The sequence below is a fragment of the Streptomyces roseochromogenus subsp. oscitans DS 12.976 genome (assembly GCF_000497445.1).
Lineage (GTDB): Bacteria > Actinomycetota > Actinomycetes > Streptomycetales > Streptomycetaceae > Streptomyces > Streptomyces oscitans.
On sequence record NZ_CM002285.1, the window covers coordinates 8,560,510 to 8,575,213 of the forward strand.

Consider the following 14,704-nt stretch of genomic DNA (forward strand, 5'->3'; position numbering starts at 1 on the left):
GGACGTGCTGAGCTGGCTGCTCACCGCGGCCCTGCTGGCCTGCGCGGCGGCAGCGGTGGCCGTCGTCTGCCGCCGGGGCCGCAGCGAGAACGAGCTCGACCAGCGGCTCGACCGGCATCTCGTCCGCGGACTGCCGCTCGGCGCGCTCGCATTGCTGCTGCTCACCATGGTCTACGCCGGCTGGCCCCGGCCCGGCTGGCGGTCCACCGGGCGGCTGGCGGGCGACCCGGCCCTCGGCGCCCTCATGCTGGCCCAGGGACTGCTGGTCGTCGCGCTCGCCGTGGTGGCCCGGGACCTCTACCGCCGCAGCCCCGATCCACGCGCCGGGATGCGCGGCCTCAGCGGACCGGCCGTCGCCCTGCTCGCCTGCGCGCTGGGCGGTGTGATGTCCGGCGGGGTCGCCCAGCGTGTCGCCGACTGGCTCGATGGCACCCACGCCCTGCTGCCGGGTCCGCCCGTCCTGCTGACCTGGCAGGCGTCCACCATCCCGCCGGTCCTCGCGGCCTTGCTGGTCCTCGCCGCCGGGCTCGGGATGCGCACTGCCCGGCTGGCCCGCGCCGAACGCGACCGGGTCCGCCACGAGCATCCCGGCGAACCCGAGGACCAGGCCCGTACCCGCACCATCGCCCAGGTCCGCGCGCTGGCCGCCCTCACCGACCGCGCCCCCCTCGTCGTCGCCGTGCTCACCGCCACCACCCTGGCGCTCGGAGCCGTGGCGCTGACCGGCGCCCTGGCCACCGGGAAGACGCCCGCCGCAGCCGCCCGCCGCACCTACGACGCCGTACAAGCCGTTGCCGAGACCTCGCAGGCGCTGGGCTCCTGGCTGGTCGGCCTCGGCTTCATACTCTTCGTGACCTGGGGCCGGCGCGCCTACAAGGACGCCTCGGCGCGTCGCACGATCGGCATCCTCTGGGACGTCGGCACCTTCTGGCCGCGCGCCGCGCACCCCTTCGCACCGCCGTGCTACGCCGAGCGCGCCGTGCCGGACCTGACCTGGCGCATGGCCACCTGGACCCAGCGCACCGGGGGCCGCCTCGTGCTCTCCGGCCACTCCCAGGGCAGCGTCCTCGCCGCGGCGGCCGCCTGGCAGCTGCCCCCGTCCGTCCGCGGCCGGATCGCGCTGCTCACCTACGGCTCCCCGCTGGAGCGCCTGTACGGCCGCTGGTTCCCGGCCCACTTCGGACCGCCCGCGCTCTCCGCCCTGCACCGCGACGTCGCCTGCTGGGGCAATCTCTACCGGCTCACCGACCCCATCGGCGGCCCCGTCCGCGTCCCCGACGACTCCACCCCCGGGGTCGACCACGCCCCCCTGCGGGACCCGCTCGCCTACGGCCGGACGCCCGCGCACCCCCTCCCCGCCCCCATCCTCGGCCACTCCGACTACCAGGCCGACCCAGCCTTCGCCAGGGAACGCGCCCGCCTGCTGAACCGACTACGCCCGGAGCTGCCGGGACAACGACCGGAGCCGGGGAAGCCCGGGGCGCGAGCGGGGGAGCCGGGCTAGACCGTGTGCTCGACGTACTCCACGATCTCCACGATCTTTCCGCCGTGCTCGGCCGGCAGCGCGTGCAGCCCGTCCAGGTCGTCCACGAGCACCGTGTTCTGCACGGCACGGCACGGGGCGAGGGCCTCCTCGCTTCCCGCGACGAGCAGGAAGCCGCCGAGGCTCGGGACCTCCACCTCGCGGTAGGACAACCGCGTGCGGACGCCCTGGCTCGCTCAGGACAGCTCCGGCAGGTCCTCCGCGAACAGCAGGGTCAGGTCGTCGGTGCTGGGGTCGGCCAGCTGCGCGACGCGGCTCGCGTGGCGCTCCACCATCGCCTCGAACGTCTGCCTGGCGGTACGGCCGTTGCCGAACGCCGGGCCTTTGGGGATGGCCGTGAAGTACTTCAGCAGCGCCTCGGACGCGCCCGGCGTCAGCCGGTACTCGTGCTCGTCGGCCTGCTGTTCCACGATCCGGAGCAGTTCGTCGGGGCCGTAGTCGCCGAAGGTGATGGTGCGGGAGAAGCGGGAGGCGACACCGGGGTTGACGGAGAGGAAGCGCTCCATCTCCGCCGTGTAGCCGGCGACGATGACCACCACCGCGTCCCGGTGGTCCTCCATCAGCTTCACCAGCGTGTCGATGGCTTCCTTGCCGAAGTCACGCCCCGCGTCCTCCGGAGACAGCGCGTACGCCTCGTCGATGAACAGCACACCGCCGCGCGCCTTCTCGAACGCCTCCTGCGTGCGGATCGCCGTGGAGCCGATGTGCTCGCCGACCAGATCGACCCGGGACACCTCCACCAGGTGCCCCTTCTCCAGCACGCCGAGGGAGGCCAGGATCTCGCCGTAGAGCCGGGCGACCGTCGTCTTGCCGGTGCCGGGGGAGCCGGTGAAGACCAGATGCCGCTTGACCGAGGCCGCCTTCAGACCTGCCTGCTGCCGGCGCCGGCCCACCTCGATCATGTCGGTCAGCGCCCGCACCTCCCGCTTGACGCTCTCCAGGCCCACCAGCGCGTCGAGTTCCCCGAGCACGTCCTTCGACGTCCGCACCGGCTGCTCCGGCGCGGCGGCGGCGATCAGCGGCTCCTGCTCCGTGTTGCGCTGACCGGGGATCGAGCCGAGCAGACCGGGGTGCGCCATCGTCTGTACGGCGGTCTCGCGGACCGTGGGCGGCCGCAGCCCGGCGCTCTCGTCGCTGGTGCAGTCCTCCACGACCGGGCCCGACCCGGAGCCGGCGTCGGGGCCCGCCTCGGCGAACTCGTAACCGCCGCGCGTACAGCGCTCCGTACGGCACTTGCGCAGCGTCGCACGGCAGCCGTCGATCACATGGAAGCCGTACCCGGCGCTGCCGCTGACCCGGCAGTTCAGGAAGCTGCCGCGGCCGCCCGCGGAGACGTAGAAGCCGGCCTCGGCGGGGGAGTCGACCGTGCAGCGCTCGATGGTCGGGTCGGCGCCCTTGGTGACGATCACACCGGTCTGGGTGCCGTCCAGGGTGCAGTTGTTCAGCGTGCCGCCGCTGCCGTGGTCGCGGAACCACGCTCCGGTCGCCGCCTCCCGGATCCGGCAGTCGTCGAGCTGCGCCGTCGCCCCGTCGCTGACCGACACCGCCGTGTTGCGCACCTGCGACAGATCGCTGTCCACGACGTCCGCCCGCGAACCGCGGTCCAGCACGAACAGCGCGTCCGGCACGTCGTGCACCCGGCAGGAGTCGAGGACGGCGGTGGCGCCGTCACTGACCCACACCGCCGGATAGTCGCCGGTGCTGTCGAAGATCTCGCACTGGTTGGCGTCCACCCGGGTCCCCGGGTCCCACACCGACAGGCCGTTGCGCCCGAACTGACGGACCGTCGTCCGGGTCAGCGTGAGCACCGAGCGGGAGCGCAGATCGACCGCGTTCTCGGGGATGTCGTGGATCCGGCAGTCGGCGAGGGTGAGCACCGCGTCCGTGTCCATGGTGACGCCGTCCGCGGTGGTGCGGTGCACATCGCAGTCGGTGAGATGCGCCGTCGCCCGCTGGGTGACCTGCACACCGGAGCCGCGGACCTCGTAGACCTCACAACCCACCGCCTCCAGCGCGGAGTTCTCGCCGGTCACGGTCAGCCCGGTGCCCGAGGCGTGATGCACCCGGCAGCGCTCCAGGCGCGGATGGGCACCGCCCCGGACGGCCACGGCTGCCTGTCCGGCCGCGACGACCTCGCATTCCTCGAACACCCCGCCCCCGCCGTCGAGTACGGCGATACCGATGCCCGCCGGGTTGTCGACGGTGCAGCGGCGCACGGTCGGCCTGGCACCGCCGCGCACCTCGATACCCGCGGCGGACCGGGTGACGATCCGCACGTCCATCAGCTCGGGCGTGCCCTCCTCGACCAGCAGTGCGGGCGCCGCCGCGTCCTGGCCCTCCACGTGCAGGTCCTGCACCACGGCCGAGGCGCGCACGGTGAGCGGCACGCCGTCCACGGGCGCGATCCGCACCGAGCCGGGCGAGCCCTCGGGGCCACGGAGCGTCACCGCCCTCTGGACCACGAGGTTTTCCCGGTAGGTCCCCGGGGCGATGGTGAGGACGTCGCCGTCGGCGGCGGCCTCCAGGGCGGCGGCGAGCGAAGCGTACTCACCTGTGCGGCGCCGCCACCGCGACGTACCGGTGTGCGTCACCTGGACCGTGCCCTGTGCCATGGCGTTGCTGTGCCCCCACCTCGTCGTACTGATGGCTCGCTCCCGTAGGGGGATCGCCGCCGGTGCCCGGATCGCGACCGTGCTCAGCCCTGGGCTGCCGCGCGCTCGCGCTCCCGAAAACCTGTGCGCCCCCTGCGGTTCGCTCATCCGCGGGTTGTCGCCGAAAGCGCTTCGGCCGGTCCACCGTAGCGTGTGCGTGCAGGATGGGTTGACCAGAGCCGGAAGGCGGTCAGCAGCCGGTGCCCGCCTTGCCCCAGTCCGGGCCCGCCCGGTCCCAGGCCTGGTCCCAACCTGCGTACCGGCTGCGGACCATACGCCACACGGTCAGCCGCCTGCCCCATTCGACCAGGCCCGTGACCAGCAGCGCCGCGCCGATCCCGGCCAGCACCGCGTGGGTCGTGGCGGTGGGGGAGTCCAGCGGGCGGGCCGCTATTCGGCCCTGCGGATCCGTCCAGAGTCTGAAGTGGTCCCCTATGTGCGGGGACTTGAGCTCCGCCAGGGCCGGGCCGCGCCTGTGCGTGCCGTCCGCCGCGGTCCAGTCCGCGAGGACACGTGTGTGGGTCTCGCGCACCGTCGTGGTGTCGGGGTCGGGTTCGAGCGGGGCTTCGCTCAGGTCGCGCACCACCGTGGCCGTGACGAGGTGGCGTGTGTGCTGCTGCTCGCGCACGGATCGCTGCAGCGAGTCCTGGGCAGCGGCGCCGACCAGGCAGCCGGTCACGGGCGCGGCCACGGCGATCAGCACCAGCGCCACGAGGGCCACCCACGCCTCGGCCAGGTCGGTCGCGCGGCGCAGCGGATTGTGCCGCCAGCGCCACAGGCCGCTGAGAGCCCGCATCTCCCCACCCCCTTCCGCTCCGTCATAACTCCCGGACCGCGCGCGCATGCACGGCCCGGAGCAAGAGAGAGCGACATCACGTCCACCGTGGACGGTCACGAACGCGGTTTCTCATGAATCTCTCAGTCCTCCCAACGACCGTGTCCCGCCGACGGTTCCCCTGCCCGTGGAGGCTCGTGGAGGCCTGTGGAGGCCTGTGGAGGCCGTCCAGGCAGTCGGGGACCGCCGTCGTCGTCGCGGGCTAGCCCAGCACCCGGACCGGGTCCCCGACCCTGATCGTGCCGGGCGAGAGGGGCACCAGGTTCTGGCCGAAGATCAGCCTCGTGCCGGCCTTGCGGTGGCGGGCCAGGGTACGCAGGGGCTCCCGGCCGCGTACGGCGGTGTCCTGGTCGACGGTGGTGACGACACAGCGCCCGCTCGCCTTCGCGACGCGGAAGACCACCTCGCCGACGGAGATCCGCGACCAGTGGTCCTCGGCCCAGGCCTCGGTCCCGGCGACGACGACGTTGGGCCGGAAGCGGTTCATCGGCAGCGGGCCCTCGTGGGCGTGCGAGCCCTCGGATATCAGTGAGTTCAGGGCGTCGAGGGACGCCGTCGTGGTGATCAGCAGAGGGTAGCCGTCGGCGAAACTGACCGTCTCGCCGGGCAGGGCGTACCCGGGGTCGACAGGGCGGCGGGTGGCCGGGTCGTCCATGTGCACCAGGCGGACGTCCGCCCGCAGATAGGCGCTGCACCAGGCGTGCGCGGCCTGCGCGGCGGGGACCGCTTCGACCTTTGTACCGAAGACGTTCACCGGCACGGTCCCGGCCGGTTCGGGCACGGACACCGCCAGCGGCGCCAGGCCGGGCGCGGACAGACGAACGCCGCCGCCGGGCAGCAGCTCGGCGGCGGCCAGCGCGAGGCGCGGCTGCTCGCGCTGGGTGACGACCTTTCCCCCGTCGTCGATCAGTGTCCAGCGCCGGTCACCGGCCAGGCCCCAGGGCTCCACCACAGCCTCCCGGGGCGCGTGCCCCCGGAGCGCTTTGACCGGATGGACGTGAATCGACTGCACCTCGGCGTTTCCCATGCCGCCATCGTGCCAGCAGGCACCGACAGCGGTGGGGCGCCGGTCAGTAGCCGCGGTAATGCTGGTTGTTGTACGGGTCCTGGTACGGAGCCGGCGTGGGCCGCGGCGCGGCCGGACGCATGGCCTCGTATCCCGTGCCCATCGGGCGCTGCTGCTGCGGCGCCTGCGGGCCCGGATAGCCGCGCGGGGCGCTCGCCTGCTGCGGGATGTACGCCGTGGGCGCCTGCTGCAGTGGCGCGGGCTGCGGCATCTGGGGGTAGCCGTAGGCGGGGGCCTGCGGGGAGGGAGCCGCCGGGAGGGCGGGCAGTGCCGACGGCAGAGCGGGCAGGTTGCTGCCCGTGTCGTAGGCGGCGGGAACCCGGATCGGGGCGATCTGCGGGGTGCCACGTTCGGCCACCAGCGAGTCGTAGATCGGGGTGTCCGGGAAGGAGGCGGAGTAGTAGCCGCCACCATAAGTGGAGCGGGGGGAGGTCATGGCACATAAGTTAAGCCCACGATGTGCTCGTTGGGGAGACCGATAAGAGGGTTGTTTTCCGTGCCGGCAGTGACCGGGGATCCCCAATCCGAGCGAACTTGGCAAAATAGGACGTCTGTCGGCGTTTTAATCGTGTAAAGGGCGAGGTCCTGCGGGGTTACCGGCAGTTGACCGGCGATCTTCCGGTGCCGGTCGTGGGAGTTCGCTGTGCCCGCGAATAGGTTGTGCGGGTAGGGATGACCTCCACGGCCGAGGGCGCCCGGAAACCGACACGGATGGGGGCGGACATGTCAATGCAGAAAGGTTCGAACACGCCGGTGCCGACCACGGCCCTGCGCGTCGAACTGGGCTGGCGCGCCGGACCAGGGGTGCCCGACGCGGACGCCTCCGCGCTGCTGCTGGCCACCGGCAAGGTCCGCTCCGACGGCGACTTCGTCTTCTACAACCAGCCCGCCCATTCCTCCGGCGCGGTGCGTCACGAGGGCAAGCGGACGGTGGGCACGAGCGTGACCGACACCCTTTCCGTGGACCTCGCGCGCGTGGAGGGCGCCATCGAGCGGATCGTGCTCGCCGCCTCCGTCGACGGCGGGACCTTCGGGCAGGTACCCGGCCTCTACGTCGAGGTGACCGACGCCGTGAGCGGCCGGCCGGTCGCCCGCTTCGACAGCACCGGCGCGACCGTGGAGACGGCCTTCGTGCTCGGCGAGTTCTACCGTCGTCAGGGCGCCTGGAAGTTCCGCGCCGTCGGCCAGGGCTACAGCAGCGGACTCGAAGGTCTGGCAACGGACTTCGGCATCACCGTGGACGAGCCCCAGCACCCGGCATCGCCCACCCCGGAGCCCTACCCGGCATCGCCCACTGTGGGTGCCCCGCCGCCACCCCCTGCTCCGCCGACTTCGGCGGCCCCGGCGCCCTACCCGGCTCCGCCCGCCCCGGCTCCGCGCCCGGTGACCCCGCCCCCGCCATCCCCGCCCGTCACCCCTCCCACGGCTCGGCAAGCCCCAGCGGTGCGCCTGTCCAAGGTCACCCTCACGAAGGCGGCACCGTCCGTGTCGCTCGCCAAGCAGGGCGGCATCTCCGGAGCGATGCGGGTGAACCTCAACTGGCAGACGCGGAAACACCTTTCCGGCTGGGGCGGCCGCTGGGGAGGCGGGCGGGGAGACCTCGACCTGGACCTGTGCGCCCTGTACGAACTCGCCGACGGCCGCAAAGGGGTCGTCCAGGCCCTCGGCAACGCCTTCGGCTCGCTGAACCGGCCGCCGTACATCCACCTCGACGGCGACGACCGCACCGGTGCCGTGGCGAGCGGTGAGAACCTGACCATCAACCTCGACCACCGGCAGGACTTCCGGCGCATCCTGGTCTTCGTCACCATCTACGAGGGCGCCAGCTCCTTCGCCGACCTGCACGCCACCGTCACGCTCCAGCCGCAGCACGGGGCGCCGATCGACTTCTCGCTCGACGAGTGCACCGTCCCCTCCACGGTGTGCGCGCTCGCCCTGATCACCAACACCGGTGGTGATCTCCTGGTGCAGCGCGAGGCGCGCTATCTGGTGCCGGAGCGTGGGGTGAGCCCGCAGCGGACCATAGACCGGGCCTACGGATGGGGCATGAACTGGACGCCCGGCCGCAAGTGACCGGGCTCAGCCCTCGTCGGGCACGGCGTCGGGACGCGCGTATGTGCGGCCCTTCCAGGCGGCTCCGCGCCCCCGGTAGTGCTGTACGGCCGAGTCGACCGTCATCAGCAGGTACAGCAGCGCGGTGAACGGCAGCAGTGGAGCGAGCCACAGCGGCTGCCGGCAGTAGCGCAGCATCGGCAGGTACGTCCCCGCCATCACCGCCCACGCCACCGCGCCGGCGACCGTCATCGCCGTACCGCCGCCCGTCATGCCCACGACCACCGCGGCGGGCGGCACCAGGTACACCAGCGCGAGCCCGGCGACCGTACCGAGGAGCAGCAGTGGGTTGTGCCGCAACTGGGCGTAGGCGCTGCGCGAGACCATCCGCCACAGGTCGTGCAGTCGTGGATACGGCCGCACACTGTCCACCCGGTCCGCCAGCCCCAGCCAGACGTGCCCGCCCGCGCCCTTCACCGCGCGCGCGAGCGCCACGTCGTCGATGACGGCGTGCCGGATGCCGTCCGGGATGCGCGCCTTCTCCGCCATCCCCGCGCGCAGCAGGACACAGCCGCCCGCCGCCGCGGCCGTACGCGACCCCTTGCGGCCGATCCACCGGAAGGGATACAGCTGCGCGAAGAAGTACACGAACGCCGGGACCACCAGGCGCTCCCACAGGCTCTCCACCCGCAGCCGCGCCATCTGCGACACGACGTCGTAGCCCCCGGCACGGGCCGCCGCCACCAGTGTGCGCAGACTGTCCGGCGCGTGCGCGATGTCCGCGTCCGTCAGCAGCAGGTATTCGGGGTCACGCGTGCGTGCCAGGCCGATACCGTGCCGCACCGCCCACAGCTTGCCCGTCCAGCCCGCCGGCGGCTCGCCCGGCGAGCCCACGGTCAGCGGCAGCCCGCCGTGCCGCCGGGCCAGCTCGCGGGCCAGCTCCCCGGTACCGTCGGTGCTTCCGTCGTCCACCAGGAAGACCTCGGCCCGCCCCGGATAGTCCTGCGCCAGCAACGACGGCAGGCTTGTCGGCAGCACGGCGGCCTCGTCCCGGGCCGGTACGACCACGCAGACGGACGGCCAGGAGTCCGGTTCCCGGTGTGACGGAAGCCGGACGTCCGTGCGCCAGAAGAAGCCCTGGCACAGGAGCAGCCAGCACCAGGCGGCCAGCGACACGACGGTGATCCACATCAGGGCGCTCACGCCCGCAGTCTGCCCCACCCGGCAGGCCCGCAACGCCCGATCGTCTATCGTGGCCGGGTGAAGATCGCGCTCATGGACTCCGGAATCGGCCTGCTCCCCGCCGCCGCGGCGGTGCGGCGGCTGCGGCCCGACGCGGATCTCGTGCTCTCCTGGGACCCGGACGGGATGCCCTGGGGACCACGTACCCCGGACGACATCACCCGGCGGGCCCTCGACGTGGCCGAGGCGGCCGCCGCCCATGGGGCCGAGGTCCTGATCGTCGCCTGCAACACGGCGTCCGTGCACTCCCTGCCGGAGCTGCGGGCCCGGTTCGAACCGGACCTGCCGATCATCGGTACGGTCCCGGCGATCAAGCCGGCCGCGGCGGGCGGCGGCCATGTCGCGATCTGGGCGACGCCCGCCACCACCGGAAGCGCCTACCAGCGAAATCTGATCGAGCAGTTCGCCGCCGGTGCGCACGTCACCGAGGTGGCCTGCCCGGGCCTCGCGGACGCGGTGCACCACGCGGACGACGCCGCGATCGACGCCGCGATCGCCTCAGCCGCCGCCCGCACCCCCGAGGACGTCACCACACTCGTCCTCGGCTGCACCAACTACGAGCTGGTCGGTGAGCGGATCCGGGCAGCCGTCGAGCGGCCCGGCCGTCCGCCGCTCGTACTGCACGGCTCCGCCGACGCGGTGGCGGCGCAGGCGCTGCGCCGGATCGGCGCGGAGCCGGCTCCGGCCGCCGTCGCCGACACCACGCTCACGGTGCTGCTCAGCGGTCGCGAGGCCACGCTCCCGGACACGGCGCTGTCCTATGAGGAAGGCCGCTTCCTCCAGGCGGTCAGCCCCGTCCGCTGACCCGCCCGGCGGCGCCGGAGCACACTCAGGCGCAGGGTGTTCACCCGGGGCGGTCACCCTCCGCTACGCGCTACCCGCGCAGCGAAACCTGAGTAACCTCATAAATATGAGGGACCACCCCCACGCCGACGGCAGCCCGCACCCCGAGGTCTGGACCGGACGCGCCACCAACCGGATCCAGTGGCTGCTGGCCCTGGTCGGCGCGGCCTGTATGGCGCTCGGTATCGAGCTGGCCGTGGACTCGGCATGGACCTCCGGCATCGCCCCGCTGGCGATGTCCGTCGTGGGCTGCATCGCCGCCGGCCTGCTGGTCCTCTTCGGCACGCTCGCATTCGTGCATGTCGACCTCAAGCTCGACAGGGAGTCCCTGGAGGTGCGCTGCGGCCACATAGGGCTGCCGCGCCGCCGCATCCCGCTCTCCCACGTGGCGGGCGCCGACTTCACCGCCCTGGTCACGCCGCGGCAGTGGGGCGGCTGGGGCTACCGGTGGCGCCCCGAGAAGGGCACAGCCGTCGTCGTACGCCGGGGTGAGGGCATCGTGTTGCGTCTGTGGGACGGCCACACCTTCACGATCACCGTGGACAACGCGGAGTCGGCGGTACGGGTCATCAGGGACCGGCTGCGCACGATCACACCCGGTCCGGCCCGCTGAGGCCGCGCGCCGCGCGCCGCGCGTCGGCGCGGGGCGGGAAACCGCTGAGGGGGTGGCTCCGCACCGTCACTTCCGGGCAGCGGTTCCACGCCATCGCGTTCCGGGCTGTGGCGCCACGCCATCATGTTCTGGGCTGCGGCTGCAGGCCGTCCCTCGCCCACGGTCGTGCCGTCGCCCACCCGGCCAGCAGCCCCGCGCCCACGGTCACCGTGGTGAAGCTGAGCGCGTTGCTCACCGTGGCGAGTGCAGCGAGCGCCGTCAGCGCGGCGCCGGCGGTCAGCGCGACCGGGGTGGAGCGGGGGCCGCGCCACAGCGCGTACATCACCCAGCAGAATGCGGCGACGCACAGGAACACCCCGACCAGGCCCTGCTCCGCCGCCAGTTGGAGCACGGCCGAGTGCGGCCTGCCGTCGGCGGACAGCGTCTGCGGCGCCGGGCTGCCCGGTTCGCCGAACCGTCCCGGACCGACCCCCAGCCCCCGGTTCCGGCCCGCCAGTCGCAGGGCGTCCTGCCACGACGCCACCCGGGGCGCGGTAAGCCGGCCTTCGAGCACCTGGGTGAGGCCGCCCGGCAGCACGTCCCCGGCGAGCGCCCAGACCGTGCCCGCCGCCAGCGCCGCCACCGCGGCCAGCCCGAGCAGACACCCACCCCGGCGGGAGACCCGGCCCACGGCGAGCGACCACAGCAGTACGACCGCACTCACCACGCAACCGGCCGCCGATCCCAGCACGGCCCCGGTCAGCACCACCCCGGCGGCCAGCACCCGCAGCACCAGCCGCACCTGCGGTACGGGCGTAGCCCAGGCGGCACAGCACGCGGCTCCCGTGGCCAGCGCCAGCAAAGCGGCCGTACCACCGGCGTGGCCGAGCGGGGCGGCGTACCGGGGACCGGTGGACAGCCCGGGCAGCGCCACGGCCAGCGCGAGTCCGGCCGCGGCTCCGGCACACGGTGCGGCCACCGGCAGCAGCGCCCCGGAGACCCGGCCGACGGCATGACCGGCGGCCACGGCGAGCACCGCGAGAAGCACACCCTCGGGCCGCCCGTCGTGAACCGCCGCGGTGATCAGCGACCAGCCCGCGCAGGCGCCCAGCAGGATCAAGCCGGCCCCGTCAGAAACGTTTCTCCTGACGTCGGCCACGTCCGTGTCCCCACCGGTCACGGACCTCGTCCCCGTCGACCCCACCCGTCGCCCCTCGTCCCCGTCCCCTGGTTCAGGTACTTCAGGCCACGGCTGGGCACGGCGCCGGATCCGGCCGCACTGCCGAGGCTGGGCACACCGTAGCGGCTGATGACCGGTTTGGTCACGAGATGCGGCGGAACGTCGCGGTGGGGCTGGGCGGAACGCCCCTTGTGTGCCGCCGGTGCGGGGGCGGATGCGGTACTGGTCCCCGCGACGAGGGGCATGGGCGGGGCAGGGCGGCGACCAGGGGCAACCGTGGCCCGCCGAGCCGATGCCGGCCCTCGTACCGCGCTGTCCGAGGCTCAGGAAGCCGCCGTACACTCACCCGGGTGACCGTCACCGCAACTTCCGTGGACCAGCCGGGCCGGCTCCAGCCGCACTCCGCCTCCGGCGTGCGCGGCGGCCGGCTGCTGCGCCTGGTCCCGGCCGTCGTCTCCGCGCTCTGCGGGGTGCTGCTCTACGTCAGCTTTCCGCCGCGCACCCTGTGGTGGCTGGCGCTGCCCGCCTTCGCCGGTTTCGGCTGGGTGCTGCGCGGCCGTGACTGGAAGGCGGCCCTTGGCCTCGGCTACCTCTTCGGGCTCGGCTTCCTGCTGCCGCTGCTGGTGTGGACCGGCGTGGAGGTCGGTCCCGGCCCCTGGCTGGCCCTCGTCGCCATCGAGGCGGTCTTCATCGCCCTGGTCGGCGTCGGCGTCGCCGCCGTCTCCCGGCTGCCCGCCTGGCCGCTGTGGGCCGCCGCCGTCTGGATCGCGGGCGAGGCGGTACGCGCGCGTGTGCCCTTCCGGGGCTTTCCCTGGGGCAAGATCGCGTTCGGTCAGGCGGACGGAGTCTTCCTGCCGCTCGCCGCGGTGGGCGGCACACCCGTGCTCGGGTTCGCGGTGGTGCTGTGCGGATTCGGCCTGTACGAGGCCGGCCGGCTTCTCGCCGAGAAGCGCAGGTCGCGAGCCGTGCGGCGCGGGGCGGCGGCCGCGGCGCTGCTGAGCGTGGCCGTGCCGGTGGCGGGCGCGGTCGCCGCCCGGCCGCTCGTGAGCGACAAGGCCGAGGACGGAACCCGGACCGTTGCGGTCATCCAGGGCAACGTGCCCCGTTCCGGGCTGGAGTTCAGCGCCCAGCGGCGGGCCGTGCTGGACTACCACGCACGCGAAACGCTGAAGCTCGCCGCCGACATCAAGGCGGGGAAGACCCCGAAGCCCGACTACGTGCTCTGGCCGGAGAACTCCTCCGACATCGACCCGTTCGCCAACCCTGACGCGGCCACCGTCATCGACGGCGCCGCCAAGGCGGTCGGCGTGCCCATCTCGGTCGGCGCCGTCGTCGAGAGGGACGGCAGGCTGCTCAACGAGCAGGTCCTGTGGGACCCGGTCAAGGGGCCGACGCAGACCTACGACAAGCGGCAGATCCAGCCGTTCGGCGAGTACCTCCCGCTGCGTGGGCTCGTCGGCGCCGTCAACAAGAACTGGACCGGTATGGTCCGGCAGGACTTCAGCCGGGGCAGCGCGCCCGGCGTGTTCGACATCGACGGCGCCAAGGTGGGCCTCGCCACCTGCTACGAGGCCGCCTTCGACTGGGCCGTGCGCGACACGGTCACCCACGGCGCGGAGATGATCTCCGTGCCCAGCAACAACGCGACCTTCGACCGCAGCGAGATGACCTACCAGCAGCTCGCCATGTCCCGGATCCGCGCCGTCGAGCACAGCCGCACTGTCACCGTGCCGGTGACCAGCGGTGTCAGCGCGGTCATCATGCCGGACGGGAAGATCACCCAGCACACCGGCATGTTCGTGCCCGCCTACCTGGTACAGAAGGTGCCGCTGCGCACGTCCAAGACCCCTGCGACCGAGCTGGGGATCCTCCCGGAGATCGCTCTGGTGCTGGTCGCCGCCGGCGGTGTCGGCTGGGCGATCGGCTCCGGGCTGCGCGCCCGGCGGGCCGGTGGCGCAGAGCCGTACGACCTCCATACGCCCTCTGAACTGGTGCGGACTCCGTCCGAGCCGTGAGGAGCGCGCGGGCCCGGCCGGTTAGGGTCGGGCCCATGGCTACTCCTGATTTCATCCGCACGCTCCGGGCCTCCGCCGGTCAGCAGTTGCTCTGGCTCCCCGGAGTCACCGCGATCGTCTTCGACGACGAGGGCAGAGTGCTCCTGGGCCGGCGGTCCGACACCCGCAAGTGGTCGGTGATCGGGGGCATCCCGGATCCCGGCGAGCAGCCCGCGGCCTGTGCCGTGCGGGAGGTCTTCGAGGAGACGGCGGTGCACTGTGTGGCCGAGCGTGTCGTCCTCATCCAGGCCGTGGATCCGGTCACCTACCCCAACGGTGACTGCTGCCAGTTCATGGACATCACCATCCGCTGCCGGGCCGTGGGCGGCGAGGCCCGGGTCAACGACGACGAGTCCGTGGAAGTGGGCTGGTTCGCGGTGGACGCGCTGCCCGACCTCCACGAGTTCGCGCGCATCCGGCTCAAGCAGGCCATGTCCGAAGCCCCCACATGGTTTGACCCTACGACTCTCGGCTGAAGTATGGGTGATCACCACATGTGGTGCCGGGTGGGGTCCGCTTAGGGTCGGCACATGACCTCGTCCAGCCCCCTGCCCGGCCCGCGCCCTCACCCCCTCGACCTCGCCGGCCGCACCGCCCTTGTCACCGGTGCCGCCGGCGGCATCGGCCGCGCCTGCGCCCTGCGCCT

12 protein-coding genes and 2 pseudogenes are annotated in these 14,704 nt (G+C 73.1%); 7 read left to right on the plus strand and 7 right to left on the minus strand.

The window, feature by feature from the left end; translation table 11 throughout:
* Nucleotides 1–1,504: pseudogene (locus M878_RS86740) on the plus strand (hypothetical protein); the annotation flags it as partial.
* On the opposite strand, the gene M878_RS86745 reads toward M878_RS86740, so the two are convergent.
* The 5 genes from M878_RS86745 to M878_RS86765 all read right to left on the minus strand — a co-directional run bounded on the left by M878_RS86745 (nucleotide 1,501) and on the right by M878_RS86765 (nucleotide 6,531).
* The gene (locus M878_RS86745) at nucleotides 1,501–1,695 is read right to left on the minus strand and encodes a hypothetical protein (RefSeq protein ID WP_023552848.1); all 195 of its coding nucleotides are present in this window, start codon (nucleotides 1,693–1,695) and stop codon (nucleotides 1,501–1,503) included. The pseudogene M878_RS86740 and the gene M878_RS86745 sit on opposite strands and share 4 nt — an antisense overlap.
* Before the next feature lie 24 nt (nucleotides 1,696–1,719).
* Nucleotides 1,720–4,155, minus strand: a complete 2,436-nt coding sequence (locus M878_RS86750; RefSeq protein ID WP_023552849.1) for a right-handed parallel beta-helix repeat-containing protein — start codon at nucleotides 4,153–4,155, stop codon at nucleotides 1,720–1,722.
* A 229-nt stretch (nucleotides 4,156–4,384) separates the two neighbouring features.
* A complete protein-coding gene (locus M878_RS86755) occupies nucleotides 4,385–4,990 on the minus strand; it encodes an Rv1733c family protein (RefSeq protein ID WP_023552850.1) in 606 nt (201 codons plus the stop codon).
* A gap of 241 nt (nucleotides 4,991–5,231) precedes the next feature.
* On the minus strand, nucleotides 5,232–6,056 hold the full coding sequence (locus M878_RS86760) for an MOSC domain-containing protein (protein WP_023552851.1): 825 nt from the start codon (nucleotides 6,054–6,056) through the stop codon (nucleotides 5,232–5,234).
* Between the two features lie 43 nt (nucleotides 6,057–6,099).
* Nucleotides 6,100–6,531: a DUF6643 family protein gene (locus M878_RS86765; protein WP_023552852.1), complete on the minus strand. Its 432-nt coding sequence runs from the start codon at nucleotides 6,529–6,531 to the stop codon at nucleotides 6,100–6,102.
* Nucleotides 6,532–6,824: 293 nt separating this feature from the next.
* Here M878_RS86765 and M878_RS86770 point away from each other — a divergent pair, with 293 nt between their 5' ends.
* A complete protein-coding gene (locus M878_RS86770; protein WP_023552853.1) occupies nucleotides 6,825–8,168 on the plus strand; it encodes a TerD family protein in 1,344 nt (447 codons plus the stop codon).
* A 6-nt stretch (nucleotides 8,169–8,174) separates the two neighbouring features.
* Here M878_RS86770 and M878_RS86775 read toward each other — a convergent pair whose 3' ends face one another.
* The gene (locus M878_RS86775) at nucleotides 8,175–9,338 is read right to left on the minus strand and encodes a glycosyltransferase (RefSeq protein WP_023552854.1); all 1,164 of its coding nucleotides are present in this window, start codon (nucleotides 9,336–9,338) and stop codon (nucleotides 8,175–8,177) included.
* A gap of 69 nt (nucleotides 9,339–9,407) precedes the next feature.
* Between M878_RS86775 and M878_RS86780 the strand changes: the two genes are divergently transcribed.
* The gene (locus tag M878_RS86780; RefSeq protein ID WP_031226917.1) at nucleotides 9,408–10,193 is read left to right on the plus strand and encodes a glutamate racemase; all 786 of its coding nucleotides are present in this window, start codon (nucleotides 9,408–9,410) and stop codon (nucleotides 10,191–10,193) included.
* A 106-nt stretch (nucleotides 10,194–10,299) separates the two neighbouring features.
* Nucleotides 10,300–10,845, plus strand: a complete 546-nt coding sequence (locus M878_RS86785; RefSeq protein WP_023552856.1) for a hypothetical protein — start codon at nucleotides 10,300–10,302, stop codon at nucleotides 10,843–10,845.
* Nucleotides 10,846–10,966: 121 nt separating this feature from the next.
* Here the strand turns inward: M878_RS86785 and M878_RS86790 are convergent, their stop codons facing one another.
* Nucleotides 10,967–11,944, minus strand: coding sequence for an O-antigen ligase family protein (locus tag M878_RS86790; protein ID WP_023552857.1), 978 nt, complete (start codon nucleotides 11,942–11,944; stop codon nucleotides 10,967–10,969).
* 410 nt (nucleotides 11,945–12,354) lie between these two features.
* Here M878_RS86790 and lnt point away from each other — a divergent pair, with 410 nt between their 5' ends.
* The 3 genes and pseudogenes from lnt to M878_RS000000102015 all read left to right on the plus strand — a co-directional run.
* Complete coding sequence (gene lnt / locus M878_RS86795) at nucleotides 12,355–14,019, plus strand: apolipoprotein N-acyltransferase (protein WP_023552858.1); 1,665 nt, start codon at nucleotides 12,355–12,357, stop codon at nucleotides 14,017–14,019.
* A 35-nt stretch (nucleotides 14,020–14,054) separates the two neighbouring features.
* A complete protein-coding gene (locus tag M878_RS86800) occupies nucleotides 14,055–14,534 on the plus strand; it encodes an NUDIX hydrolase (RefSeq protein WP_023552859.1) in 480 nt (159 codons plus the stop codon).
* Nucleotides 14,535–14,588: 54 nt separating this feature from the next.
* Nucleotides 14,589–14,704, plus strand: a pseudogene (locus M878_RS000000102015) (3-hydroxybutyrate dehydrogenase); the annotation flags it as partial.

What these genes read in the sequence shown, in the direction of transcription:
- M878_RS86775 (WP_023552854.1), bottom strand. Translation starts at nt 9,338, where the DNA reads ATGTGGATCACCGTCGTGTCGCTGGCCGCCTGGTGCTGGCTGCTCCTG.
- M878_RS86760 (WP_023552851.1), bottom strand. Translation starts at nt 6,056, where the DNA reads ATGGGAAACGCCGAGGTGCAGTCGATTCACGTCCATCCGGTCAAAGCG.
- M878_RS86800 (WP_023552859.1), top strand. Translation starts at nt 14,055, where the DNA reads ATGGCTACTCCTGATTTCATCCGCACGCTCCGGGCCTCCGCCGGTCAG.
- M878_RS86770 (WP_023552853.1), top strand. Translation starts at nt 6,825, where the DNA reads ATGCAGAAAGGTTCGAACACGCCGGTGCCGACCACGGCCCTGCGCGTC.
- M878_RS86785 (WP_023552856.1), top strand. Translation starts at nt 10,300, where the DNA reads ATGAGGGACCACCCCCACGCCGACGGCAGCCCGCACCCCGAGGTCTGG.
- M878_RS86755 (WP_023552850.1), bottom strand. Translation starts at nt 4,990, where the DNA reads ATGCGGGCTCTCAGCGGCCTGTGGCGCTGGCGGCACAATCCGCTGCGC.
- M878_RS86750 (WP_023552849.1), bottom strand. Translation starts at nt 4,155, where the DNA reads ATGGCACAGGGCACGGTCCAGGTGACGCACACCGGTACGTCGCGGTGG.
- M878_RS86765 (WP_023552852.1), bottom strand. Translation starts at nt 6,531, where the DNA reads ATGACCTCCCCCCGCTCCACTTATGGTGGCGGCTACTACTCCGCCTCC.